Genomic DNA, 22,936 nt, shown 5'->3' on the forward strand with positions numbered 1-22,936 from the left:
AACTCGTTTGGAGTTTTGCTCACCTTTTTGAAAATCCATTCTTATCAGGTGAAGGATTATACTTTTCTAGTTCTAGAACATTGAGCTCTCATCATGGTGAGTGGCTAACATTGCTCCACTTTCTTTTTTATACCTAGGTCCAATTGAATGAACTGTAGAATTTACATTTTAATGCGGTGCGCATGCGTTGTGTGATATGAACTCCTTAAATTAAATAAAGGAGCCCATATGAAAAAGACACTACTCGCCCTTTCTCTAGGATTTTGCACACTTACCTCACTTAACGCGCAAGCGGAGTCAAAAGCAGCATTTTGCGCGAATAAGAAATCTATAAAATCTCTTAAATTGCAAGTTGAGGATCGAGACAATCTCTTGGCCTTTAGAAATCAAGGTGGGCTTGTTAATGGTGGAGTTTGTTGGTGGCATAGTCGTTTTCAAAGAAATGCCATGGTTATTGCTAGGTTTAGACCAGAGCTTGATTATCCAAGTGAGAAGGAAGTTGTAAAAATCATTAAAGCAATAAGAAAGGGAAAGAAGGTTGTCGAAATCGGTGGCTATGAAAATATAAATGATTTCTCCTATGCTAACGCTGCTCATATTCAGGCCGAGCTTGAGAAATGGCAAAAAGGTGATGGATTCCTTAGACAGCAATGGGCGGTAGGCCTTTGGGGATCGAGTGAGATCTCTGAAGAAGAATTTAAAGAGAGAATGGATGACCTTTACACTTATGTTAAGAATGAAGGAAAGATCGCCTATCAAATGCTTCAGATTAAGGGTGTTACCTCTCATGCGTGGCTAGTTTTTGATATTGAAAAAACAACTCAGGGTTATGAAATTCAAGTTTTAGATAGTAATTATCAAACAGCTCAGACTTACTCTTATACAGAGGGAATGACATCTTTTCATCATGCTTATTATGGAAGTTTTGTTCCGTACACAGGTAAAAAAGGTGAGTATGAAACAGCACTTAAGGCCGTTTCAAAATATTGTAATAAGTAATTCTCTTAATAGAGTCTGCTAGGTAAAAGCCTAGCAGGCTTAATGAATCTCAAGCTCTTTAGCAGTTCTAATTGTTCCAATATCACTTTCAGTATAGGCGTTAAATGGATCGTCCTTTAGGTCCTCAGCTGTCATCCTCTTTATCCAAATGATATAACCGTCTTCAGTGTTCCAAGAATAGAAACCATCTTTCCTAACGTCAGCTACCTTTGTGAGTCCAAAAGTTTTCTTAGCGGCAGCTACGGCTTCTGCGAAGGCATTTTTTGAAGGTCTATACTCATAGGACATGTGCTGAACAAACGGCTTTCCACTCTCGTCGGTGAAAACTTGAGCATGGAAGTATCTCGTTCCTGGGAGTGAGTTATTTGTTCTAATAACAGTCATGCTACCCGTATAAGGATTTGAATCTTTGGTGGAGACTACTTCGAGCCCACTCTTGGTTAAAGTGTCTTTTAATGCGTCAACATCGACTTCTTTATTTGCAAAGCTAGAGGCAATTTCTCCAAGCTCTACTAGAGATTCTCCTGCCTGATCTCTTGGAATGTCTACAACTTCAACTTCAAACCCTTCGTCGTTGTTGCCATGATCGTGTCCATCGTGATTTGCAGACTTCGTTTGTTCTGAGTCTTTAGTCTTAGTTGTAGGGGAAGAACTTTGAGTGGACTTATCTTTAGTTTTCTTGACGGGGGCACTTGTGTGCTCATCGTGATCATGTTCATCTTCTTGAGTGTGATCAGAACGCAGAAAGGACTGGGTAAAGTAATAGCCCAGTCCTAGAATTATAATTATGAATGTAATTTTCTTCATTAAAACTTTCCAGATTCCCACTTTTGTAAGTAATGAGTTGGATCTAGTAAGTCACTTCGTCTTTGGAACTTATTTCCCTGTGAAGAGAGAGAACCAGACTTAGTACCTTTGAATAATTCAAAGTGCAGCATCGGGCGACAGCAGTTCGAATTCACTTTTCCCATGTATCCAACTCGTTGACCCATTTTAACCTTTTTTCCGTTAGAAACGCCACTTTCTTTTTTACCTGTCATTTCTCCGTATCTCACAACAAAACCGCCGCTATGTCTAACTTCTAGAGCGTAAGTACCCTGATAGAAGTAGTATAGGTCTCTAAGTACGACTCCTGGAGCAACCGAGAGAATCGGCTCGTCCTTATATCTATAAAGATCACAAGCTGCGTGAGATCTCGTTCCGCCACCTCTTCTGGCATTGAACATTCTCATTCCTGAAGTGTAGCTATGTGTTGGTGTTTTCACTGTTGGAAACTCGCAACATTTTGGATCATCTAAACCTGTAATTTCAATATCTCTTGCAACGTTAATATCAGATTCACTTCTTAAGTATTTGCAGTCAGATTTCTTTTGAACGTACTTACTTGCTACCCAACCAATTGTTTGGTCGGCTTCTTCTCTTTCTGAAAATTGAACTTTAATAAATGTGTAAACAACTCCATCAAGAGTGATTTCTTTTTCTTCTGGCTCAAAAGACTGAAACTTTTTAACTTTCTCTCCAGTGTGTGATTTGAAGATCACTTTATTTAAGTCTTCATTCCTAACATTTAAAGTATTACTTGGAACGCAGACAACATCTTCGAAAGAACCTTTCGATTCTATTGGAGTAGTCTTATTGATAATAGTACTTACGTCTTTATTATTTCCTGCGGCTTTTTCTATTTCATTATTTTTAATGACTTCCCTTTCGAACTCTTCAGTACTTGTAAGAATTTCTTCATTCTCAACAAATTGATTCTCATCATTTGAGAGTAGAGTTTCTAAATCGTAAGAAGTTTCTGCATCAACAAGATCTAATTTTAGTTTAGATATTGGAGTTGTTCTAATATCTGCTAAAATTTTAGATTCATCCCAGTAAACTCCAACGAAAGCAGAAGGTGTTTCTTCTTCTGATAGAGTTTTATAGACTCTAAAGAGAGTGTAATCTCTTCCTTCATTCTTACCAGGGCAATTAAGATTATAGTAACTACCTTGTGACTCTGCTAACCAGTATGATGAATTATGCTTTGAAATAATATTTCTTTGTTCAATTGGAAGATTAGAGTGTTCAACTTCAAGTATATAATCTTCAATTGGAAGAATTGATTTCTTAAATAGGTAACCTTGATCAAGTCTTTGAGAGAACCATCTATTAATGTGAGCATTTGTATTCTTGTTAACACCTACAACTTCAACTTTCTCGTAGTTATTCTTCTTCTTGCCATCAATTGATTTAATGATTGATCCATTAACTAAGTGTGACTGCCTTACACCATTATAGTTTCTTAGATTTTCAGTATTGCTACTCTTCCAACCCGTGAAGTTACTAATCTTGAATGGAGTAGATTTAGATGGAGAAATTTTACAACCTGCCGCAGGAATTAATCCTTCTTGATTATCCCAAAGGTAAATTGCTGGATTAGCAAAGGCCTGGGAGCTCAGAGTGGCGAGTATAGGGAGTAAGTAGAGTAATTTCTTGTTCATCATAGACGTTTCTCAGATTTAATTAATAATGCTCTTAGTATAAGGAAAATTGGGAGCTAGACGGGGGACTTTGAAATAATTGCAAAGGGTGTAAAAAGAATAGACAGTGGGGGATCCCATGTATTTTGGGCAGAGGATTTTCTAATCTTCACTCTTTAGATATTACCTTTTCCCCTCTATCTCATTGAAAATAAAAAAGAGAAAAGAATTAAATAGTAATTATTACTTTGCATATGTTATCTAGAGGCTCATTGGAGATATACTACTGATATGAAAGGAATATTAATCTTACTAACTATATTTATTAACCTCTCAATTTCTGCGCTAGAGGTGAATATTGGAGTTGAAAACTCTTGGCCTCCCTACGCTGATGAGAATGGGGAGGGTATATCTTCAAATATTGTGATTGAAGCTTTTAAAGAAGTAGGTGTAAAGGTGAAGCTCCACATTTTTCCCTATACTCGTATTATGGAGATGACAAAGAGGGGAGAGCTCGATGGTTGTTATAATGTAACTAGAGATAAGAGTACGAACACAAACTTCATCTTTGGAAAAGAGCCAATTCTAAGAACAACAGCTTCTTACTATCAACCAGTAAACACTCCTTATAAGAAAGAATTAATTGCTGGAGATAAGATTGCTCTTATGAGGGGATACCAATATGGTGATGAGTTTGAAAAAAATAAAGATAGCTACATTGAGACCAGAGTAAATACGCAAGAGCAAATTTTAAAATTACTTGAAAGAAATCGAGTAAATGTTGCAATTCTCGCCGATGGAAGTGCAAATTTTCATATAAAGAGATTGAATTTAGAAAATGTTATAAAGAAAGGAGCCGTTCATTTTAATTTGGAAGTCTTCCTTGCATTTTCTAAAGAAAGTAAGAATTCAAAAAAGTTGGCAGCGCTCTTAGATAAGGGAATTAGTAAATTAAAGAAGAAAGGTGTCTACGAAGACTTACTTCTTGGAAAGAAAAAGGGCCAAAAATCTTTGGCCCAAAATCCTTAAGAATTTTTAATTAAATCACTGACAAATTTTATTTGCTCTTCACTGGTAAAAGCACTAATTGGAAGGCAGAGAGTTCTTCCTGCAAATGCCTTTGCGTTCTCGTCTTCACCCTCATGACCTCTAAATGGAGTCATCTCACTTATGGCCTGGTCATAGAAAGGAGTTGTAGATACGCCATTGTCGGCTAAGACCTTTGCAAGATTAGCTCTTGTCTCTTTACTGTCACATTGAACAGGATAGAGGTGCCATGATGATGTTTCTAGAAAACTTACAGGAAGAAGTTTTACCTTCGATCCTTCTAAGTGCTTGTGATACATCTTCGCAATTTCTTTTCTTGATTTATTATATTCTTCAATCATTTCGAGTTTCTTGTAAAGAACAGCTGCTTGAATATGATCACAACGAGAATTTCTCCCGTACATATGCTCGTCGCCTCTTCCATGGTTTCCGATCGTTTTAATTTTCTTGTAGAGATCCTCTGTTGGAACTAGTACCGCTCCTGCATCGCCAAAAGCTGCAAGGTTCTTTGTAGGATAGAAAGAAAAAGTTGAAAGATTATTTGAAGAACCAACAGGACCAGAAGGAAGAAAAGTTCCTTGTGCTTGGGCAGCATCTTCAATAATTTTAACTCCTCTTGGATTACAAATATCTTCAATTTCTTTTATAGGAGCAGGTAGTCCGTAAATATGAACAGGAATAACTGCTTTTAGTGCGTGAGCTTCAATCATCCTCTCTACCGATTTAGGGCAAATTAAACCATTTTCTGGATTAATGTCGATATAGACAGGAGTTGCGCCTCTATTTAAAACTGCTTCAATTGTTGCGTAGAAAGTTATTCCTGGAACACCAACTTTATCACCGTGGCCGATACCTAAAACTTCTAATGCAATTTCAATCGCATCTGTTCCGTTGCCAACCAAGGCGCAGTAATTTGCTTTTTGCATAGATGCAAAATCTTTTTCGAATTTGTGGTTATACTCACCTTCTGCGAAGGCGTTGTTGTCAATGATTTCTCCGATGATATCTTTGACCTCTTTTCTAAATTTCTCATTGTGTAAATTTTGAAAGTCGTAAAATGAAATTTCCATCTCTATAGTCCTAGGATAAAGGTATATAAAATGGAGTATAACAGCGTTTTTTTCTAAGAGCTATATGCTTTCTAAGGCACAAAGTGTTAGTTCTTCTTTGTCCAGCTCTCTAATATTTGAGCGGCTTTCTTGGCCATTTGAGGATCTTTAAGTTTTGAATTAATAGATTTTATGTAGGCTTCTATTTCGGCCTTCTCATTCACTGATTGACTTTGACCTGTAGTTTTTGGTCTTTCTTGCTCAGCAGTTGCTAGGGATAGAGCAGGACGGGCCTGCTCTTTAACTTTCTTATCTTTGAATAGATTTTGTATTTTCTTTAGTCCCATAGTGTAACTTACGCCGCCACTTCAGGAGTTCTCTTAGATTTTTGGTAGAATTGAACAACTTTGTCCATATGGTCTTCAATGATTTCGTATAATTCTAATTTTGTTTCTCTAGGATCCATTCCTTCTGGCATGGCAGAGTAAATGACCTCTTCGTTAACTTCTGTAAAAACATACCAAGTGTTACCAAGTTTTTGGAATAGGACTTCTGATTGTGCTTGTACTTGTGTGTTTTGAGTTGTCATGTAGTGCCCTCCGTTCTGGACTGTAATAGATTCTCATCCTGAGACTCTTATTGTTTCTACATAACTTATCGATGTTCCCTGTCAAAACTTTAGACATTTTTTCATGAGGTAAGTTGTCGAAAATATTGACACTTTTGAAGTTTTTTTTTAGTTGAGTGGTTTAGTCTGCTTTAGTAATTAGCTTGGATACCCATATAGAGGCTGTAGGTAGCACTAAAACCAAAATCGACTTGATTAGATTCATTCCAAAAGCTCTCAATTTGCGCTTCACTCTTTGTTGTTAGGGAGTAGGGAAGATTGAAATTTGTTTCTGCACCAAAGACAAAATCAATTCCTGTCTCGGGAATAAAATCTCTAATATTGTAAGAGAATCCTAGCTTTGGTGTAATAGAATAACCGCTGAATAATCTCTCTTCAAAATTATCTGATCTTGTTGATTGCTCAACAGAGTAGCGGTGAAGATTGTAAGTAAATGCGCCGTAAGTAGATAGAGATCTATTTTCTGTTCTATAGACATCGTAAGATATGTAGGGACCAACTCCAATCTCTCCATGAGTTTCTTGGGCGGTTCTATCGTTAGTGATGAAGTAAACACTTCTCTGTCCATGTATTTGTAAAATCCCTCCAAAGTAGAGTCTGTCATACGAATCGAAATCAACCTTTCGTGTATAGGTTGTAACGAATGAGTAGCGACTTCCAATATCTTCTTCTAAAATATTTGACCCATAGTTAAATCCTGTCTTGCTCGCTGGACCCATTCCAAAACTCATAGAAGCTCTGGCCTTATTTTGCGCAACAAGTGGATAACCTTTCTCTAGAGGTTCTTCTATTCTATAGTCTGTAGGGTCGTAATCGGCGTAGGAATTCATCTGTACTTCTGATTCTCTCGCATCATTGTAAATGACTTTGACAAACTTCTTTGGAATCCAAGCATCTTGTCCAGCCGTCGTAAATGTTTTTAGAAATTCAACATCTTCTCTTTCTTCGTTGAGTGCTAAGCCTTCAGAGTTTACATTATAATTCACGGCCCAAGGGCTTCTAACAATACCTTGTCTATGAATAACTAAATTTCTTCCCTTTCTAACTCTTTGAAGAACTTGAGACTTTAGTGATGGCCGTTTTAAAAGAGGAGCTTCTAAGACAATCACTTGAGCTTCAAGAGCAAAGATATGGGAAGATAGAATAAAGAAGAAAAATATTTTTAAAGCATCCATGTATATTGATATCCCACTGTAAAAGCATTTTGGTTCATTGATTCTTTCTCATTTGAAAAGCTCGATTGACCTTGAAGCTCACCTTTTATTGAAGTCTTTATAAAAGAACTTTCAAAACCGAGAGAAAGGTTTCCATAATTTGTTTTATAAACGCCCTCAATTCCCGCAATCCATGCAAGACTTGAGAGCTGGGCATCGCCAAGTTCTGAGCTTGCATTAAAACTTAGCGACTTTTTCACAGCGAATTGAGTATTGAAATTAAAGTTAGTAGTTTTAAAAAAGTCATACTTTATTGTTGGGCCAATAGATATTGCCTTCCAGATAATAGATTCTGAATCGCTCTCGGCTTTTCCCGATTGATAGTCGAAGGCCATCCCAAAATCAATTGGGAGAAGTGAATTGAAATATCCTTTAAGGCTAATGGAATTTGATTTCGCAGCTTCAAGTTTACTACTGGCAAGAGTATTCAAAGATTTAAAGTCTGTGGTTTCACTTCTATAAAGTAAGTGAAATTCAACTGGGATAGTTCTATCAACTATGTGGTAGCGACTCTTCTTTGGATAAATTTTATTTCCAGGAATAGTTGATCTGATCTTTATTACTTCTTCTATGAACGCCAAGTTTTTCGTAAGTGTCTTGTACTTAATTTCATTTTTCTTATTATAAATATATGACCACTTTCCACCGTAGAAAACTTCTCTTGCAGAGACGAATAACTTTTCTTTATTCTTTAAAACCTTTTCTCCGTTCACTTCATATATAGGGGACTGCTTCATTAACACAGCATAGAGTTTTGTTGGAGTTTGTGGTGTTTTTCTAATAAACTCTTTAGGAATATATTTCTTATATTTTTGATCGTCGGTATCTAGAACATCTGAAAGAGAGTCTAGCGATTTGAAGTTAATATCTTCATCTAGGAATTGATCGAGAGCATCTGTCGAAGGTTCAACTATTGCAATCTCATTAGCAAAGCTTGCACTAGATAAGAGAAGAGAAATACAGAAACTAACAATTATCTTCAAGCCAATCCCTCGCTACTGAAAATGATTTCCAATTTGATTCGTATCCAAAACTCTCTCTTGTAACTTCTTTTAAGAGAAGCCATTTATAATCTTGGTGCTCTTCACGACTAATTTTTATTTCTATTTCTTCCTCTTCAACCTTTGCTAAAAAGACTTTCTCTAGAACATCTTTTTTCCATCTATCAGTAAACTCAAACTGAAGATTGAGTTCAACGAGGGTTGCAACGATTCCTGTCTCTTCTTCGAGTTCTCGCTTGGCCGCGCTATAAAAGGTCTCTCCTTCATCAACGGAGCCAGTAACATTTTGCCAATATTCATCTCGGTCTGTATTGGTTTGCAATAGGAGTAATTTATTTAGATTTTCTCCGCCAATGACTACAACTTGAATTTTTCTGTGAGTTAGATTTTCCATACTTTATTATAACCCATACGGGAAAGTAGTGAGTTAGCGGACAAAATGTTTTACGCATGGCAATGTAGGGATCATTTTTAAGTAGTATTTTCTACGCGTCATGGCCCTGTTTCATTGCTACTCAGTGAGCAAAATGATATGAATATAGAACTATGGCGGACATAAACACTTTTCTACACACACTAGCAACGTGTCTACCGGGATTTTTAATTGGAGTTGTATTCCACGAATACGCCCATGCTTACGTGGCCACAAAATTTGGTGACGATACTCCCGAGCGATACGGTCGACTAACACTGAACCCAGCATCTCACGCAGATATTATGGGGACTATTATCTTTCCTATTGGTTTGATGGTTTTTGGTATGACTCCTTTTGGGTGGGCAAAGCCAGTACCAGTGAACCCTGCTAGATTTAAAAAATATAAAATGGGATCGTTCTGGGTAGCTTTTGCTGGGCCTGGAGCAAATATTATTATTTCTATTCTTTGCTCATTTCTCTTTGTTCTAATTTCATTAAAAGTGCCGGCGACAATTGGATTTAAAGATGCCCTTGTACAAATGCTTAGATATTCAGTTCTAATAAACTTAGTTCTTGCAGTATTTAACCTCATTCCATTTCCTCCTCTTGATGGATCGAAAATGGTAATGGCCTACTTAGATTACAATGCAGCTAGAAAGTATGAAGAGCTTCAAAGGTTCACATTTATTTTCTTTATTTTATTATGGACGACAAATATATTCTCTTACATGTTGAGACCAGTTTTTGGACTATCTGACATGCTTACGGGAATGTTTTATATGCTTCTAAGCTAACGATCGGAGTATTTGATGCTGGATACAACTATTCAGGTTAAAACAGATAATTTTGATGGGCCCCTAGGGCTTCTGCTCTTACTCGTTCAAAAAGAAGAGATGAGTGTAAAGGACTTAGATCTAACTAAGATTACAAGTCAGTACTTAGGTTATATCGCTGAAATGCGCGAACTGAACTTTGACGTTGCTGGTGATTATCTCTACCTTGCAGCAACTCTTCTACTTTTAAAGTCAAAGAGCTGTATTACTGAAGAAGAGCAGGAAAGACTTAAGGATCAAATCGGAGACGGAGAAGGACTAAATATTACTTCTCAGTCTGAGTTAATTAGAAGACTGGAAGAACTTCAACACTTTCAAAAAATGGGTGAGAAGCTTTGGGGATTACCAAAGCAGAATGAAGATATTTTCGTAAAACCAAAAGTTAATCGTAAAGCAATTGTGAACTCAATACTTACTCCAATGGAGCTTGATAAGTTGACTCTATCGATGATGGACTTCTTATTTAGAGAAAAGAGAAAGTATACGGTTGTTAAAAGAGATAGACTCTCTATTAAAGAGAAGCTTGTTTTCTTAAAGCAACATTTGAGCGTCGGGCAAAAAACGACCCTGCAAGACCTTCTTGATAATGATGGTGGAGCAAATCTTGATAATAAGGTTATCACTTTCATTTCACTTCTTGAGCTTGCAAGGCTTCAGCGTCTTGAGGTTTTCCAAAATGAAGATCTAGGAAGTGTCTATGTTGATGTTGTTAGATCTTTAGAAGATTTTGATGTGACACAAGCAGATGGTTTTGAAGATGAAGACGAGCTAGCAGAGAAGGCCATTAGTGATGAAATTGCTAATACAATTGCTGCAAACGGTGTTGAAATTTCAGAAGAATTAAATGTTAAAGCAGAGCCTGAACAGGTAAATGAAGAAGTCATTCTTCAATAATATTTTGAGAGAGATATATGAACGAAACAAACGAAACAGAAATGATTAATGATGAAATTCTAAGTCAGATTGAAAATGTTGTCATAGAAGATGAATTATTAGAAGTATCGGACGTTGAAATTGAAGAGCAAGAATTAAGCCCTGTTCTTCCATCAGATCTAGATCTTGAATATCCTACAATGGAAATGAGCTCTGAAGAGACACATGAAGTGTTAGAAGAGCCTGAAGTTTTAGATGAAGAGCAAGAAGATAAGCTATGGCAGGCCAGGACAGGTCTAAACTTTGAAACTCTCTGTGGTGCTATTGAAACAATTATCTTCATGAGCGATAAGCCAGTTGCTCTTGCAAAAATAAGAAATCTAATCGACGAGGATCTTCCTCTTCGTGTCGTTCACGGATCTCTTGAAAGACTTCAAAATGAATATGAATTAAAGCATCACGGAATTCGTCTGCAAGAAGTTGCTGAAGGTTACCAGTTTAGAACAAAAGCTACTTACTCAAAATATGTTCAAGACCTCTTTAAAGTAAACTCTCTTGTACTTTCTCCAACAGCGTTAGAAGTACTGGCGGTAATTGCCTATAAGCAGCCAGTTTCTAAAATTGAAGTTGAAAAAATTAGAGGGGTAGACTCTTCTCATATTGTGAGAGGACTAATGGATAAGAGACTTGTAAGAGTTACGGGAAGATCCAATGAAGTTGGAAGACCTGTACTCTACGGAACAACTACAGAGTTCTTAGAAGTATTTAATCTCTCTAACCTAGATCAATTACCTCCTGAGCATGAGCTTGAAGAAATGAGCCAACAAGAAATTGGAAAGATTTCTGATATCAAAACAATTGTTCATAACGGAGAAAAGAATAAGTTTTCTTTCGATGAAATAGATGAGCTCGACGCTCTTTCTGAAAAGATTAAGAGTATTGATTCAGATACTAATTTTACAAGATCTTTAAAATTAGAAGAAAGAAAGCGTAAATCGGAAGAGGGTGAGGTTATTAAGTCTGCATTCGATCTTCTTGAAGAGCACTTAGATAATAGACTTGTCTCGAACGCTAATGAAGATTCACTAGCTTCGGAAATCTTTACTGCGATTACTGATCCTCAAGTCATTAAAGATCTAACTGCTGGTCCATTTAATATGCCAGAGCTGATCGATGAAGAAGAGGAAGATGACTTCCAAATGATTGATCTTGATACTGGTGAAGTTATCACAGACGACCTTGAAGATGATGGAAGTATTGCTGATCCTAATGAAATTGTTGAACTCGATGATGACTATGACATGCTTGTTGATATAGAGATGACTGAAGAAGAGATCAAAGAAATATCAGAGGCCACTGGCCTTCCAATTCTCCCTGCTGATGATGAGGTTGAACCAACTGTCGCAAAAGAAAATACAATGGCCGCTCAGGCAGAAGAGGCGGCGACAAACCTCTTTAGTGATAATAATGATGAAGCAGCTTCTCTAGCTGCGGCCTTAGATGCAGCTTTTGCAAATCTTACAGGCTCAAGCTTGGACGATAGTGACTTTGAAGAAAGCGGAGATGATGTAGAAGAGAAATCAAATGATATTGATAACTTGAGCTTCATGATTTCTGAAAAAGCAAAAGATCTAGACCTAGATCTAAGCTTCTTAAACGAAGATAGCGACACTAAGCACGAATAAATTTCTCACAATATTGACTTAAGTTTGGGGCGGTAGTAGATTGCCCCAAACTTATACAGGTCTCATCAGTGAGATCATATCTATTAATCTAAACGGCCGAGATGGCAGATTAGGAGTTCAAATGTCTGAATTAAGATTACAAAAGTACATTGCTGATTGCGGAATTACTTCAAGAAGAAAAGCGGAAGAGCTTATCGTTCAAGGTAGAGTTCAAGTAAATGGTGACACCGTTAGAGTTCTTGGAACTAAGGTTAACCCTGATATTGATGCTGTTATTGTTGATGGGCAAATTGCTGACCTTGGAAGTATTGATAAGGTTTACCTTGTTATGAATAAGCCAAGAGGTTACGTCACAACAGTAGAAGATCCTGAGGGAAGAAAGACTGTAATGGATCTCTGTAAAGAAGTTTCAGAAAGAATTTATCCAGTAGGAAGACTTGATTATCTCTCTGAAGGATTACTTCTTTTAACAAACGACGGTGAAGTGGCCAATATGGTTATGCACCCAAGTTTCAATATTACGAAAGTTTATGAAGTAAAAGTTTTTGGTTCTGTGACTGAGACAATACTTAAGAAACTCAGAAATGGTGTTCAGCTTGAAGAAGGTTTTGTTAAACCACTTTCAGTTAGAGTTATTAAGCAACTTCCAAATAAGACTTGGGTTGAATTTAGACTTGGTGAAGGTCGAAATAGAGAGATTAGAAAAATTTGTGAGGCGTGTGGTTTAACAGTTGATAAGCTTAAGCGTGTGGCAATTGAAGGTCTAACTGTTGAAGGAATAGCTCCAGGTAAATCTAGATATATTTCTAAGAAGCAACTTCTGAATTTAATTGGAGTTGATGCTGACGGAAAGAAATTGGAAGGTGACAGAGTTTGGATGTCTTCTAAGAAAACTGTAAACTTAAAAAAGAAAGGTGTTCAAGCGGGAACTGCTGCTGATGATGAAGCCTGGATTAAGTATAGAAAAGAAACGTACTTTAAGTCAGTCAAAGAGCTAGACGAAAGACGTAAGCAAGAAGAAGAGCAGGCTAGAGCGGCTTCACTTGCGGCAAGAGACGAGGCTCACTTTGCACGTAAGAAGAAGAAAGCTCTTCGTGAAAAGAAGAAAGCAGATGCTAACTATAAAGCTCCTCATGCCGTTATCGTAGATTAAATCATTGGGCTGTCTTAGGAAAACCTACGACAGCTCTGTCTTTACTTTATTTCATTATAAATTTTTTCAGCAAGTAATCGATAACCTAATGGAGTCAGGTGATCATCATCTTCTAGATATGTTTCTCGATCCTTCTTCTTTATCAACCGGCTAAAGTAAGTATTATTATCAATTAATTGTAATTGAAACTTTTTAGAGACCTGGTCAATAATTCTATTTGCACTACTATAGTCAGAAGGATAATTCATCGTGATTAGTTGAAAATTATACTTCTTGCTAAGATCTACAATCTGTTTCCAAGCTTCAAGTCGTAATTTGTCTGTTTGAGCAAATATTTCTTTTCTATTGTGAACTAGAGTATAAAACTCTTGGAAATATTTACTCTCTTTGATTGAGGGTTCATTTTTTGCCATTAAATCTAGCTGAGCCAAAATATCTTTAGATTCTAATTCACTCTGAAATTGAAATGTTTGAACAATTCTAAAGTAGGCATCATCATGTTCTCCATTCCAGAAATGTAGAGGATCAAAACTTGAAAAATCTAAAATCCACTTTAGAGCTTCGTCATGCTTAAGATCAGAAGTTAAAATTTTAGACATATAAAGAATGAGTAAGTGCATTGTTTGAGTACTATTGGCCTTATCAATATATGCCATATTATTATTAAAGTACTCTTTAAATTTTAAAGTAAATTGACTCTTAATTTTTTTAAGCTCCTTATCCTTAGTTTTTTGATCTATATCACTCCCTTTGAGAGTTTTGAGCTTAATGTAATTATTCTTAGCGGTATTAAATCCTTCCTTTTTATTTTCTCCGTTATTCTCTATCCCAGTCAGTCTTTTTTGAATAAAGTAGTGGCGGATATGGCGAACTACTTTGTAGATACTTAATGTTCTGTACCAAGGTGATAAATTTACTTCATACCAATTTTGTTTTTCAGTTGGATTATCTTTGTGGAATCTTTCAAAATTATCAGCAGCACCAATCAGTACGATTACTTTTGTTGGTTTAATATTTATATTATCTGGATCGGTAAAGAAGTTAGTAAGTCTTTTTAGAACTCCAAAAGTGCTGTCTTCACATATTCCCATATTAAGAACAGTTGAAGAACTATTGAAAAGACTATAAAGCTGGTGTGGATAGCTAAACTCTCTAAGGACGTTACCAGCATTTGTAAATGAATCTCCTATTGAGAGAATTATTTCATTACTTTTCTCTGCACTATAGTGTTCATAGACATCATCTCTTAGATAATCTCTACCTTCTTCTTTCGCTAAATATGTTGTTTGAAAGCTTAGGTTGTAGAAATGACCAATCGTCTTTAGTGAAACCTCAACAACGAAGAGTGTGATGCTTAAGCTAATTATTGAAAGCGAAATTTTAGCGAATAAATTATTTTCAAGTTTCTTTTTCATATATTTACCATATCTCTAATTACTAATTATTTAATTATAAAGGTAAGATAGAAAAAGTGAAACTTATATCTGATCTAGTACTTTCTGTATAAGCTTCTCTTGATTCTCAATAGATTCATTTTTTAAAATTTCTTTTTCAAAACAATCGGAACAGTCTTGATAGGCCTTCTTCAATTCTCTGCACTTTCCTGAATTACTTAAGCTATCTAGAATAGATGTCGTCTCCTTGACGGAAACTCCTTCTACTTCACGGTTGTCACCACTTATTTTTTTTCCAGCTATGAAGGCAAGAGCATTTTCCTTATCTAAGCTACAAGTAAAGTAGATTTCACTATAAAGTTTAGGATTGTATAGACTTTGAAGTTCTCTTAATCTCTCGTTTAACGCATTTGAATCGCTAAACTGATTAGTTGCGAGTTTCCATCTTATATCTTTGATTTCTTTGTCGTATAAACTATTTTGAGAGAATAAACTCTGCGCTTCCTTTTCAGAGTATTTACATGCACATCTCTGATTAGGACTTTTCACTGAACATCTTACGAGATAGTTAAAAAAGTAATGGGCAGGCATTCTCTGCTTACATAGTTTCTTATCATCTACACCATAGAGCGTGTATTCCGCAGTGGTGCTATTTCCTGGAGTTTTTCCCATCTCTGTACCAAGAGGAATATACATTCCTCGACTTGTTTCTAGACCAATAGACTTTGAAGTTGCCGCTGCATAGAGCTGACGATGATAAACTCTGATGGAGGACTTTCTACCATCACTATAACTAAGATGATCAATCTCTTCATACTTAGTAGAGGATTTGTCTCTTGGTATATTTGGTATTTTAATTGGTTCATCTTTAAGTTTTAAGTCTTTAGTTTTAGATTTATTAATACTTCCATCTTCGTTAAAAAATACATTCGCCCCATTGGCGAGCTTCATCGAAAATGATCCATCATCATTTGTGATAAGTTTTAATTGATGGTTATTGGGAAAGAGTTGGTATCCTTTATAGGATGTCCCCGAGCTGTCTGTTGGTCCAGTGCCATAGCTATTATGAATGAGTATTTTTCCATTCGTTTGAAAAATCCACTCTCTTGTTGCTTTGAATTCTTTGTCCGAGTAATTAAATTTTCTACTATCACTTGAAGTTTCTACTGAAAAGGAGCAGACACCATTTAAATTATTCACTTTAATCTTTGTTTGAGAGTTAATGCTGATCTCTCTTTCTTTTAATTCACTACAAGTAAATTCTTTTGAAAGAGCTAGGTTTGGAATAAGTAAGATTATTATAATAAGTAGTTTTTTCATATAACCTTGTCGGAATAAAAAAGGCCTTATTTAGAATAAGGCCTTTTTATATTAAGTATTTATTTGAGTTAATTGTCGTAATTGATAACCGACGAACTGGTGATGTGCTCTTGAAGAATATCCATAGAATATTCTAGGGCCTGTTGAGCGTAAGGAATATTATCTACTCCTTTTAGGTCCTCTGCAAAGTGGGCCTTCTTGATAATTGAGGCACACATTCTCATGAATTCTGCACTTCCAGTAAAGAACTCTTCTTCATCGTCTGTGATGAGTACGTGTTGTAACATCGTATTAATAGATTTTATTAATCTAATCTGAGAATGAGTTAACTCATTCGTATCAATTTCAATGAAGATCTTTTCTCTTTTTGAAGTGGCACCGCTCATAAATAATCCTTCTTTTCCAAGTTTATTGGTGTATCTACTTACTCTTCGCCAGATCTCTCAATATTTTTAGCATTTTAAGTTGGAGTAAAATACTTTTTTTGCCAGAGCAGATTAATGGTGGACAAAAGAAGTTATCTATTTTATTATGACCTCACTTTCGAAAGTTCCTACTTTCAATAATTTAACGCGGGATGGAGCAGTCAGGTAGCTCGTCGGGCTCATAACCCGAAGGTCGCAGGTTCGAATCCTGCTCCCGCAACCAATTTTCTTCACATATTAAAATCAAAGCAAAGAAATACAATTCACGTGTTTTCGGTGTGTTCTCTTTCCAATTCGCCTTCAATAGTTAATCATAGGGTTAGTTTAAGGAGAAACCATGCCTAAGAAAATTGAACATGAGCTAACTGCTCATGGTGAAACTAGAGTCGATGAATATTACTGGATGAGAAATCTAGAAGAAGACAAAGACGTTAAAGAGTTCCTTATAGATCAAAATAATACATTAGAAGAATACCTAGAAGATACAAAAGCTCTTCAACAAGAGCTTTATGATGAGATGAAGTCTAGAAAGAAAGAAGTAGATCAAACTGTTCCTGCAAAAGACGGTGATTACTATTATTATGACCGCTATGTAAAAGGTGGAGAGTATCCAATCTATTGCAGAAAACTTGGTGAGAATGGGACTGAGGAAATTCTTATAGACGTAAATGAACTGGCCAAAGGTCAGGAATATATGGATGTTGGCGCTTATAGCGTTTCTCCAGATGCGAAGCTCATCGCCTACACTGTAGATGATGAAGGTGATGAAGTTTATAAACTCTATATTAAAAACTTAGAAACTGGAGAACTCTTTAGCGAAGTAATTGAAGACTCTTATAGTTCTATTTGTTGGTTCAATGATAGTAAGAGTTTTTGCTACAATGTTTTAAATGAAAAGCTTCGCCCTTATGAAGTCCGCTTACATATAGTTGGAACTAAAGTTGAAACAGATATCGTTCTATACACTGAAGAAAGTGGAGAGTACTTCGTTCACTGTTCAAAGGGCAATGACGAGAAGTATATTTTCATGATGAGTGCGGGAAGTATCTCTAGTGAATACTCTTATATAAGTGCTGATGACTCTAGTGGTGAAGTTAAGCTTATTCAAAAAAAAAATGCTAGTTTTGAATATGATGTCGACCATCACAGTGGCTATTTCTATATTCTCACAAATGATGAACACCATAACTTTAGAGTTGTAAAATGCCCTGTTGAGGATTGCTCTAGAGAGAATTGGGAAGAAGTTATCTCCGGAAGCGATGAGCGCTATATCTTAAATTATGAGTCCTTTAAAGACTTTGCTGTAATGACTATTAAGGAAAATGGGTTAAAGAAATTTCAAATTATTCATCATGACACTGGTAAATCTGACTTTGTCGAATTTCCTCAATTGGCGTACTCCGCCTCCGAAGGGGACAATTTTGAATATAAAACGAATAAGTTTAGATTAAACTATTCATCTCTCAATACTCCTTGGTCTGTTCTTGAATACGACATTACTACAAAGAAAATTGCAGAACTTAAAAAACAGGAAATTCCAGACTTCAATTCAGATGATTATATTGTTGAGAGACTCTTCTTAGAAGTAAGAGATGGCTCAAGAGTTCCTGTCTCAACACTTAGAAAGAAATCAACTTCTTTAAATGGTGAAGCACCTCTATTTGTCTATGGCTATGGGTCTTATGGTCACTCTGTAGAGCCAGGCTTTAGAGACGATTATCTCTCATTAATTGAGAGAGGTTTCAACTTTGCGATTATTCATCCGCGCGGGAGTGCTACGCTTGGAAGATCTTGGTATGAGGAGGGGAAATTCTTAAAGAAGAAAAATACTTTCTTTGATTTTGTGGATTGTACAAAATCTCTCTGCGTTCTTGGTTACGCGCGAGAAGGAAACGTCTTTGCAATGGGTGGAAGTGCTGGAGGTCTTTTGATGGGTGCCATTACAAATATAGCACCTACTCTTTATAAGACCATCGTCGCCCAAGTTCCTTTTGTAGATGTATTAACAACCATGCTGGATAAAGATCTCCCGCTAACAGAGCTCGAATATAAAGAGTGGGGAAATCCTGAATATAAAGAGTATTATGATTACATTAAATCATATTCGCCTTACGACAATTTGGCCGAAACAAGTTACCCAAATATCTTAGCGACAGCAGGACTTAATGACCCGAGGGTGACTTATTGGGAGCCCGCAAAATGGGTGGCCAGAATCAGGGATAGAAATCTTGGAAATGCTCAGATCCATATGTATACAAATATGGATGCGGGACATGGAGGAGCAAGCGGTAGGTTTGAATACCTCAAAGAGGAGGCCATGGTTTTCTCATTTGTTTTAAAAAATTTCGAGTTAAACTAATTTTAAAACGGGTATTCAGTAGCTTAGCTAATATTAAACAGAGTTAAGTTATTGAATATTTTTCAATTCACTGGCCGTCTGCCGCATTTTGTCGTAAACAGTGTCCTAAGAATTAATATTCAGACGAATAGTGGCATCTCGGTGATTGTGAAAAATCAATCTTTCAGTAGGTGAGTAAGGGAATTACTCTTTGGGTAGCGCGCTAATGTCTGAGCTAACAACCAAAGGTGAAAAATGAACTTTACTGACTTTACTCTGCCAGAGTCGTTGCTTCGTGCACTCGAAGACAAGGGCTACAAGACTCCAACTGACATTCAAGAAAAAGCAATTCCTCTTCTTTTAGAAAAGGATACTGACTTTGTTGGACAGGCACAAACAGGAACAGGGAAAACTGCAGCTTTCTCTCTCCCTCTTCTAGCTAAAATTGATAGAAGCTGTGGGGATGTTCAAGCAATCGTACTAAGTCCTACGAGAGAGCTTGCAAACCAAATTACAGAAGAGATGAGATCTTTCTGTAAGCATGATTCTATTAAATTACTTTCTGTCTACGGTGGTGTCCCACTTGATGGACAAATTAGAACTCTTAAGAAAGGAAGACCACAAGTGATTGTTGGAACTCCTGGACGTGTACTAGATCTTATTAAAAGAGGTGTTTTAAAGCTAGAGAACGCAAAGCTTGCTGTTCTTGATGAAGCGGATGAAATGCTTGATATGGGGTTTATTGATGATGTGAAGACAATTCTTTCTGAACTTGGAGACAAGAAGAAGACTTGGATGTATTCAGCAACTATGCCAAAGCAAATTTTAAATCTAATTAAAACTTACTTAGATAATCCTGAAGTTATCAAGATTGATAAGAAAACTCTAAGTAATGAAGACATTGAGCAGAAGTATTTCTTAATTAAAAGAGGAAACTTAGGCGAAGCGGTTTGTAGAATTTTAGATTCTCTTTCTGATTACTATGGAATTGTTTTCTGTAGAACAAAAGTAGATGCAAAGAAACTATCTGATGAATTTAACTTTAGAGGTTTCCCATCAGATGCACTTCACGGTGATATGTCTCAAATGCAAAGAGATCTTACAATGAGAGCTTTCAAGAAGAAGAAAGTGAAACTTCTTGTTTGTACAGATGTTGCAGCTAGAGGAATTGATGTTGATAACCTAACTCACGTTATCAACTACGGTCTTCCACAGGATCTAGAGTCTTATGTTCATAGAATTGGACGTACAGGTCGTGCAGGACAAAAAGGATCAGCTTATACAATCATTGATAGTTCTGAGAAATTCAGAATTAGAATGCTTGAAAGACTAATGAATACAAAAATTGAGCAAGGAACACTTCCAACAGTTGCAGAGATTAAAAATACTCTTGTTAAGAATGAAGTTGTTAAGCTAGAAGCTGTTGCGGCGAAACTTTCTGAGTCAGAACATATTGATTCAAGCTTCTCTGTTTTTGAAGAATCTTTAAAAGATATGGAAAAAGATGCGCTTGTAAAAGTGATGTTTAACTATATGTTCAAAGAAAGTATGGATAGCTACTCTAAGAAGTCTAGTATTGAAATGGGAAGTGGCGATAGAAATGATCGCAATGACCGTAATTCAAGAGATCGTGGTGAAAGAAGAGAGAGACCAGAAAGAGGTGATAGACCTGAAAGAGCTCCAAGAGCTGCTCGCGGTGGAGCTGGTTTTGCAAGATTCTATGTCGGTGTAGGTAAGAAGCATGGAATAGATCTGAAAGAGTTCTTATCATCTGTTTCAGGAGCTACAGGAGTAGAAGAAAGAGAAATCAGAAGAGTAGACTTAAAAGATCAGTTCTCATTCTTTGAAGTTTCAGACCAGTATAAAGAAAAAGTTCTTCTTGTTGCTAAAGTTTCTGCTGGTGGACACACTGGTGTTCTTGAAGCAACAAAGGCCGGACCAGCGCCTAGAAGAGATTCTAGAGGTGGTGGACCGAGAAGAGACTCTAGATCTGGTGGCGGGAATAGAAGATCAGATCCAAGCAGTAGAAGAAACTCTTTTAGAACATCTTCAAATAATGGAGAAGGTTCTTCTAGGTCATATAATAGAGATTAATCTCTTATGAATAAAGATTACGACGTCATCATCATAGGTGGAGGAGCGGCTGGATTAATGGCCGCTTCTGTTTGTGCTAAGAGAGGAAAGAAGACTCTTCTCTTAGAAGCAAATAAAAACCTCGGTAAGAAAATTCTTATTTCTGGTGGTGGCAGATGTAATTTTACAAATCTATTTGCAACTCACGAAAATTTCTTAAGTCAAAACCCACATTTTTTTAAATCTGCTTTAAAGAGATATAGTCCCTATGATTTTCTAGACTTAGTTGAAAGCTATGGGATTGAATATGTAGAGAAGGCTCAAGGGCAGCTATTTTGTAAGAATTCTGCCAGAGACATTGTCAATATGCTTGAGAATGAGTGCAAGAAATATGAAGTAGAAATACTTTTAAATAGTCCAGCCCAAAGTATCCATAAAAGAGATAATTTATTTGAAGTGAGAACGTCGGGAGAAGAATTTAACTCGAAGAGCTTAATTATTGCAACAGGTGGTCTTCCAATTTCTCAAATTGGCGGTAACGACTTTGGTCTTAAACTAGCGAGGAATTTTGGTATGAGTACCACCTCGGTGGAGCCAGCACTTGTTCCTTATAAGCTAAGTGAGTCCCTTCTAAAAAAAACGAGTTTACTATCAGGAGTATCTCTTCCTGTTAGAATATCGAATTCCAAGATAAGCTTTGATGAAGACCTTCTCTTTACTCATAGAGGACTGAGTGGGCCTGCCATTTTGCAAATTTCACTTTATTGGAATAGTGGTGAAAGTGTTAATATTAACTTTCTTCCAAGCATAGACCTAGATGACTTACTCTCTTATAAGAGGTCACACCCTAAAAGGTCGATAGATACATTTTTGAAGGGACAACTTCCTAAGAAGTTTGTTGAGTTTTGGTGCGTGAAAGAGTCATTGTCACTAACTGATAAATTAGCGGATTATTCAAATGATTCATTAGGTGCAATTCTTGATAAATTAAAAAACTTTGAAATTACACCCGTGGGAACGGAAGGATATCGAAAAGCAGAGGTCATGAGAGGGGGAGTTTCAACTGAAGAGCTGTCTTCAAAGACTATGGAGTCTAAGACAGTATCGAATCTCTATTTTATAGGAGAGGTGGTTGATGTTACAGGACAGCTTGGCGGATATAACTTTCAATGGGCCTGGGCATCAGCGCATGCCGCAGGCCTAAGTGTTATTTGAGATAAATATAGATATACGGATTATCAACTTTCAAAGTTTCTGTTTCCGATTTTTCAAGCTCTTGAAAAAGTTTATTTTTAATATTTATAAAACTAGCTTTGGCAGTATCAACTTTAATAGAAACTCTCTTCTTATCTACTTCATAAAGAGACTTTCCAGCAATTGTAACATTAGCGCTAATTCCCATGTTGACTTTACCTTTAAAGGTAAAGGCATTTTTTTTGACTGCAAGAGTAGCATTGTTAACAGTAACTTCGCTTGCATTAATTCCTTCGAATCCTGGAACGTCTACAAATAGGTTATAGACCTCGGAGAGCTTACTACTTAAGAGTGACGAAACATTAAAGCTAGAATTCGTTAGGCAGGCATCTAATAATTGAAGACCATAATTTCCTGAATGTTCTCTATTTAATGTGCAATTTCCAATAAACTTTTTTATATTCATCTTTGAACCAGTAATTTCGCTATCAAACGTATTCAATGATGCACTCATCTTATTGAGATTGGTTTTATAATTAATACCATTCCATTTCGCTTCTTCAACATCATTTACAAAAGAAGGTGGATTTTTAAAATGAAATTCTTTATCTCCATATTGAAGAATATATCCGTCTTCTACACCCTTAAGTTCGATATTAATCGTCGAAGTAATTGACTCGGGTACTACTAACTTACTCGCAGTAGCTGTTCCATCAGGCTTCTTGTAGCTTCCAGTAAAGTTAGAGATCTCCACATTACTAAAGTCTGCGTATGCACTTGTCATGGCAAATATAGCCGTCCCTACGATGAGATTTCTCATTCTAACTCCTAAT

At 36.4% G+C, this 22,936-nt stretch carries 21 protein-coding genes and 1 tRNA gene; 10 read left to right on the forward strand and 12 right to left on the reverse strand.

The features are described 5' to 3' along the window. Positions 1 to 228 precede the first annotated feature (228 nt). Positions 229 to 999, forward strand: coding sequence for a hypothetical protein (locus CES88_RS10475; protein WP_290734098.1), 771 nt, complete (start codon positions 229 to 231; stop codon positions 997 to 999). 39 nt (positions 1,000 to 1,038) lie between these two features. On the opposite strand, the gene CES88_RS10480 is transcribed toward CES88_RS10475, so the two are convergent. Further along, entirely contained in the window at positions 1,039 to 1,806 is a 768-nt protein-coding gene (locus CES88_RS10480; RefSeq protein WP_290734100.1) for a hypothetical protein, read from the reverse strand. Continuing rightward, positions 1,806 to 3,482, reverse strand: coding sequence for a M23 family metallopeptidase (locus CES88_RS10485; RefSeq protein ID WP_290734102.1), 1,677 nt, complete (start codon positions 3,480 to 3,482; stop codon positions 1,806 to 1,808). Before CES88_RS10485 ends, CES88_RS10480 begins: the two co-directional genes overlap by 1 nt. A gap of 270 nt (positions 3,483 to 3,752) precedes the next feature. On the opposite strand from CES88_RS10485, the gene CES88_RS10490 reads away from it, so the two are divergent. After that, a complete protein-coding gene (locus tag CES88_RS10490) occupies positions 3,753 to 4,490 on the forward strand; it encodes a transporter substrate-binding domain-containing protein (protein WP_290734104.1) in 738 nt (245 codons plus the stop codon). Here CES88_RS10490 and CES88_RS10495 read toward each other — a convergent pair. The 6 genes from CES88_RS10495 to CES88_RS10520 form a co-directional block, all read right to left on the reverse strand. Further along, positions 4,487 to 5,578, reverse strand: a complete 1,092-nt coding sequence (locus tag CES88_RS10495; protein ID WP_290734106.1) for a DegT/DnrJ/EryC1/StrS family aminotransferase — start codon at positions 5,576 to 5,578, stop codon at positions 4,487 to 4,489. The genes CES88_RS10490 and CES88_RS10495 overlap by 4 nt on opposite strands. A gap of 86 nt (positions 5,579 to 5,664) precedes the next feature. Further along, a complete protein-coding gene (locus CES88_RS10500; protein WP_290734108.1) occupies positions 5,665 to 5,904 on the reverse strand; it encodes a hypothetical protein in 240 nt (79 codons plus the stop codon). Positions 5,905 to 5,912: 8 nt separating this feature from the next. Further along, complete coding sequence (locus tag CES88_RS10505) at positions 5,913 to 6,146, reverse strand: hypothetical protein (RefSeq protein WP_290734110.1); 234 nt, start codon at positions 6,144 to 6,146, stop codon at positions 5,913 to 5,915. 170 nt (positions 6,147 to 6,316) lie between these two features. Beyond that, a complete protein-coding gene (locus CES88_RS10510; RefSeq protein WP_290734112.1) occupies positions 6,317 to 7,360 on the reverse strand; it encodes a hypothetical protein in 1,044 nt (347 codons plus the stop codon). After that, the gene (locus CES88_RS10515; RefSeq protein WP_290734113.1) at positions 7,348 to 8,382 is read right to left on the reverse strand and encodes a hypothetical protein; all 1,035 of its coding nucleotides are present in this window, start codon (positions 8,380 to 8,382) and stop codon (positions 7,348 to 7,350) included. The genes CES88_RS10510 and CES88_RS10515 overlap by 13 nt, the downstream gene beginning before the upstream one ends. Beyond that, positions 8,366 to 8,794, reverse strand: coding sequence for an NUDIX domain-containing protein (locus tag CES88_RS10520; RefSeq protein WP_290734114.1), 429 nt, complete (start codon positions 8,792 to 8,794; stop codon positions 8,366 to 8,368). Before CES88_RS10520 ends, CES88_RS10515 begins: the two co-directional genes overlap by 17 nt. 152 nt (positions 8,795 to 8,946) lie before the next feature. Here CES88_RS10520 and CES88_RS10525 point away from each other — a divergent pair, with 152 nt between their 5' ends. The 4 genes from CES88_RS10525 to CES88_RS10540 all read left to right on the forward strand — a co-directional run bounded on the left by CES88_RS10525 (position 8,947) and on the right by CES88_RS10540 (position 13,359). Beyond that, entirely contained in the window at positions 8,947 to 9,609 is a 663-nt protein-coding gene (locus tag CES88_RS10525; RefSeq protein WP_290734116.1) for a site-2 protease family protein, read from the forward strand. Between the two features lie 15 nt (positions 9,610 to 9,624). Further along, positions 9,625 to 10,542, forward strand: coding sequence for a segregation/condensation protein A (locus CES88_RS10530; protein WP_290734118.1), 918 nt, complete (start codon positions 9,625 to 9,627; stop codon positions 10,540 to 10,542). A 17-nt stretch (positions 10,543 to 10,559) separates the two neighbouring features. After that, positions 10,560 to 12,206 (forward strand): SMC-Scp complex subunit ScpB, encoded by a 1,647-nt coding sequence (scpB, locus tag CES88_RS10535; protein ID WP_290734120.1) that lies wholly within the window; start codon positions 10,560 to 10,562, stop codon positions 12,204 to 12,206. A 121-nt stretch (positions 12,207 to 12,327) separates the two neighbouring features. Then, positions 12,328 to 13,359 carry a pseudouridine synthase gene (locus CES88_RS10540; RefSeq protein WP_290734122.1) on the forward strand — a complete coding sequence of 344 codons (1,032 nt, stop codon included), beginning with the start codon at positions 12,328 to 12,330 and terminating at the stop codon, positions 13,357 to 13,359. A gap of 41 nt (positions 13,360 to 13,400) precedes the next feature. On the opposite strand, the gene CES88_RS10545 is transcribed toward CES88_RS10540, so the two are convergent. From CES88_RS10545 to CES88_RS10555, 3 genes are all read right to left on the reverse strand, one after another. Beyond that, entirely contained in the window at positions 13,401 to 14,774 is a 1,374-nt protein-coding gene (locus CES88_RS10545) for a hypothetical protein (protein WP_290734124.1), read from the reverse strand. Between the two features lie 63 nt (positions 14,775 to 14,837). Next, positions 14,838 to 16,073 (reverse strand): hypothetical protein, encoded by a 1,236-nt coding sequence (locus CES88_RS10550; protein ID WP_290734126.1) that lies wholly within the window; start codon positions 16,071 to 16,073, stop codon positions 14,838 to 14,840. Positions 16,074 to 16,141: 68 nt separating this feature from the next. Next, complete coding sequence (locus CES88_RS10555) at positions 16,142 to 16,459, reverse strand: hypothetical protein (protein ID WP_290734128.1); 318 nt, start codon at positions 16,457 to 16,459, stop codon at positions 16,142 to 16,144. A gap of 185 nt (positions 16,460 to 16,644) precedes the next feature. On the opposite strand from CES88_RS10555, the gene CES88_RS10560 reads away from it, so the two are divergent. The 4 genes from CES88_RS10560 to CES88_RS10575 all read left to right on the forward strand — a co-directional run bounded on the left by CES88_RS10560 (position 16,645) and on the right by CES88_RS10575 (position 22,124). Beyond that, positions 16,645 to 16,721 (forward strand) — tRNA-Met (locus CES88_RS10560). Between the two features lie 114 nt (positions 16,722 to 16,835). Beyond that, positions 16,836 to 18,857, forward strand: coding sequence for a S9 family peptidase (locus CES88_RS10565; protein WP_290734130.1), 2,022 nt, complete (start codon positions 16,836 to 16,838; stop codon positions 18,855 to 18,857). Between the two features lie 234 nt (positions 18,858 to 19,091). Continuing rightward, positions 19,092 to 20,930: a DEAD/DEAH box helicase gene (locus CES88_RS10570; RefSeq protein WP_290734132.1), complete on the forward strand. Its 1,839-nt coding sequence runs from the start codon at positions 19,092 to 19,094 to the stop codon at positions 20,928 to 20,930. 6 nt (positions 20,931 to 20,936) lie between these two features. Further along, positions 20,937 to 22,124: an NAD(P)/FAD-dependent oxidoreductase gene (locus tag CES88_RS10575; RefSeq protein ID WP_290734134.1), complete on the forward strand. Its 1,188-nt coding sequence runs from the start codon at positions 20,937 to 20,939 to the stop codon at positions 22,122 to 22,124. On the opposite strand, the gene CES88_RS10580 is transcribed toward CES88_RS10575, so the two are convergent. Continuing rightward, positions 22,117 to 22,923: a hypothetical protein gene (locus CES88_RS10580; RefSeq protein ID WP_290734136.1), complete on the reverse strand. Its 807-nt coding sequence runs from the start codon at positions 22,921 to 22,923 to the stop codon at positions 22,117 to 22,119. The two genes, CES88_RS10575 and CES88_RS10580, sit on opposite strands and share 8 nt — an antisense overlap. Positions 22,924 to 22,936: the final 13 nt, after the last annotated feature.

This window comes from Halobacteriovorax sp. JY17, from assembly GCF_002753895.1.
In the GTDB taxonomy this organism is placed as follows: domain Bacteria; phylum Bdellovibrionota; class Bacteriovoracia; order Bacteriovoracales; family Bacteriovoracaceae; genus Halobacteriovorax.

Bases quoted from the DNA above. Each gene is read 5' to 3' on its own strand.
- CES88_RS10475 (WP_290734098.1), top strand. From the start codon at position 229: ATGAAAAAGACACTACTCGCCCTTTCTCTAGGATTTTGCACACTTACC.
- CES88_RS10480 (WP_290734100.1), bottom strand. From the start codon at position 1,806: ATGAAGAAAATTACATTCATAATTATAATTCTAGGACTGGGCTATTAC.
- CES88_RS10485 (WP_290734102.1), bottom strand. From the start codon at position 3,482: ATGAACAAGAAATTACTCTACTTACTCCCTATACTCGCCACTCTGAGC.
- CES88_RS10490 (WP_290734104.1), top strand. From the start codon at position 3,753: ATGAAAGGAATATTAATCTTACTAACTATATTTATTAACCTCTCAATT.
- CES88_RS10495 (WP_290734106.1), bottom strand. From the start codon at position 5,578: ATGGAAATTTCATTTTACGACTTTCAAAATTTACACAATGAGAAATTT.
- CES88_RS10500 (WP_290734108.1), bottom strand. From the start codon at position 5,904: ATGGGACTAAAGAAAATACAAAATCTATTCAAAGATAAGAAAGTTAAA.
- CES88_RS10505 (WP_290734110.1), bottom strand. From the start codon at position 6,146: ATGACAACTCAAAACACACAAGTACAAGCACAATCAGAAGTCCTATTC.
- CES88_RS10510 (WP_290734112.1), bottom strand. From the start codon at position 7,360: ATGGATGCTTTAAAAATATTTTTCTTCTTTATTCTATCTTCCCATATC.
- CES88_RS10520 (WP_290734114.1), bottom strand. From the start codon at position 8,794: ATGGAAAATCTAACTCACAGAAAAATTCAAGTTGTAGTCATTGGCGGA.
- CES88_RS10525 (WP_290734116.1), top strand. From the start codon at position 8,947: ATGGCGGACATAAACACTTTTCTACACACACTAGCAACGTGTCTACCG.
- CES88_RS10530 (WP_290734118.1), top strand. From the start codon at position 9,625: ATGCTGGATACAACTATTCAGGTTAAAACAGATAATTTTGATGGGCCC.
- scpB (WP_290734120.1), top strand. From the start codon at position 10,560: ATGAACGAAACAAACGAAACAGAAATGATTAATGATGAAATTCTAAGT.
- CES88_RS10540 (WP_290734122.1), top strand. From the start codon at position 12,328: ATGTCTGAATTAAGATTACAAAAGTACATTGCTGATTGCGGAATTACT.
- CES88_RS10545 (WP_290734124.1), bottom strand. From the start codon at position 14,774: ATGAAAAAGAAACTTGAAAATAATTTATTCGCTAAAATTTCGCTTTCA.
- CES88_RS10550 (WP_290734126.1), bottom strand. From the start codon at position 16,073: ATGAAAAAACTACTTATTATAATAATCTTACTTATTCCAAACCTAGCT.
- CES88_RS10555 (WP_290734128.1), bottom strand. From the start codon at position 16,459: ATGAGCGGTGCCACTTCAAAAAGAGAAAAGATCTTCATTGAAATTGAT.
- CES88_RS10565 (WP_290734130.1), top strand. From the start codon at position 16,836: ATGCCTAAGAAAATTGAACATGAGCTAACTGCTCATGGTGAAACTAGA.
- CES88_RS10570 (WP_290734132.1), top strand. From the start codon at position 19,092: ATGAACTTTACTGACTTTACTCTGCCAGAGTCGTTGCTTCGTGCACTC.
- CES88_RS10575 (WP_290734134.1), top strand. From the start codon at position 20,937: ATGAATAAAGATTACGACGTCATCATCATAGGTGGAGGAGCGGCTGGA.
- CES88_RS10580 (WP_290734136.1), bottom strand. From the start codon at position 22,923: ATGAGAAATCTCATCGTAGGGACGGCTATATTTGCCATGACAAGTGCA.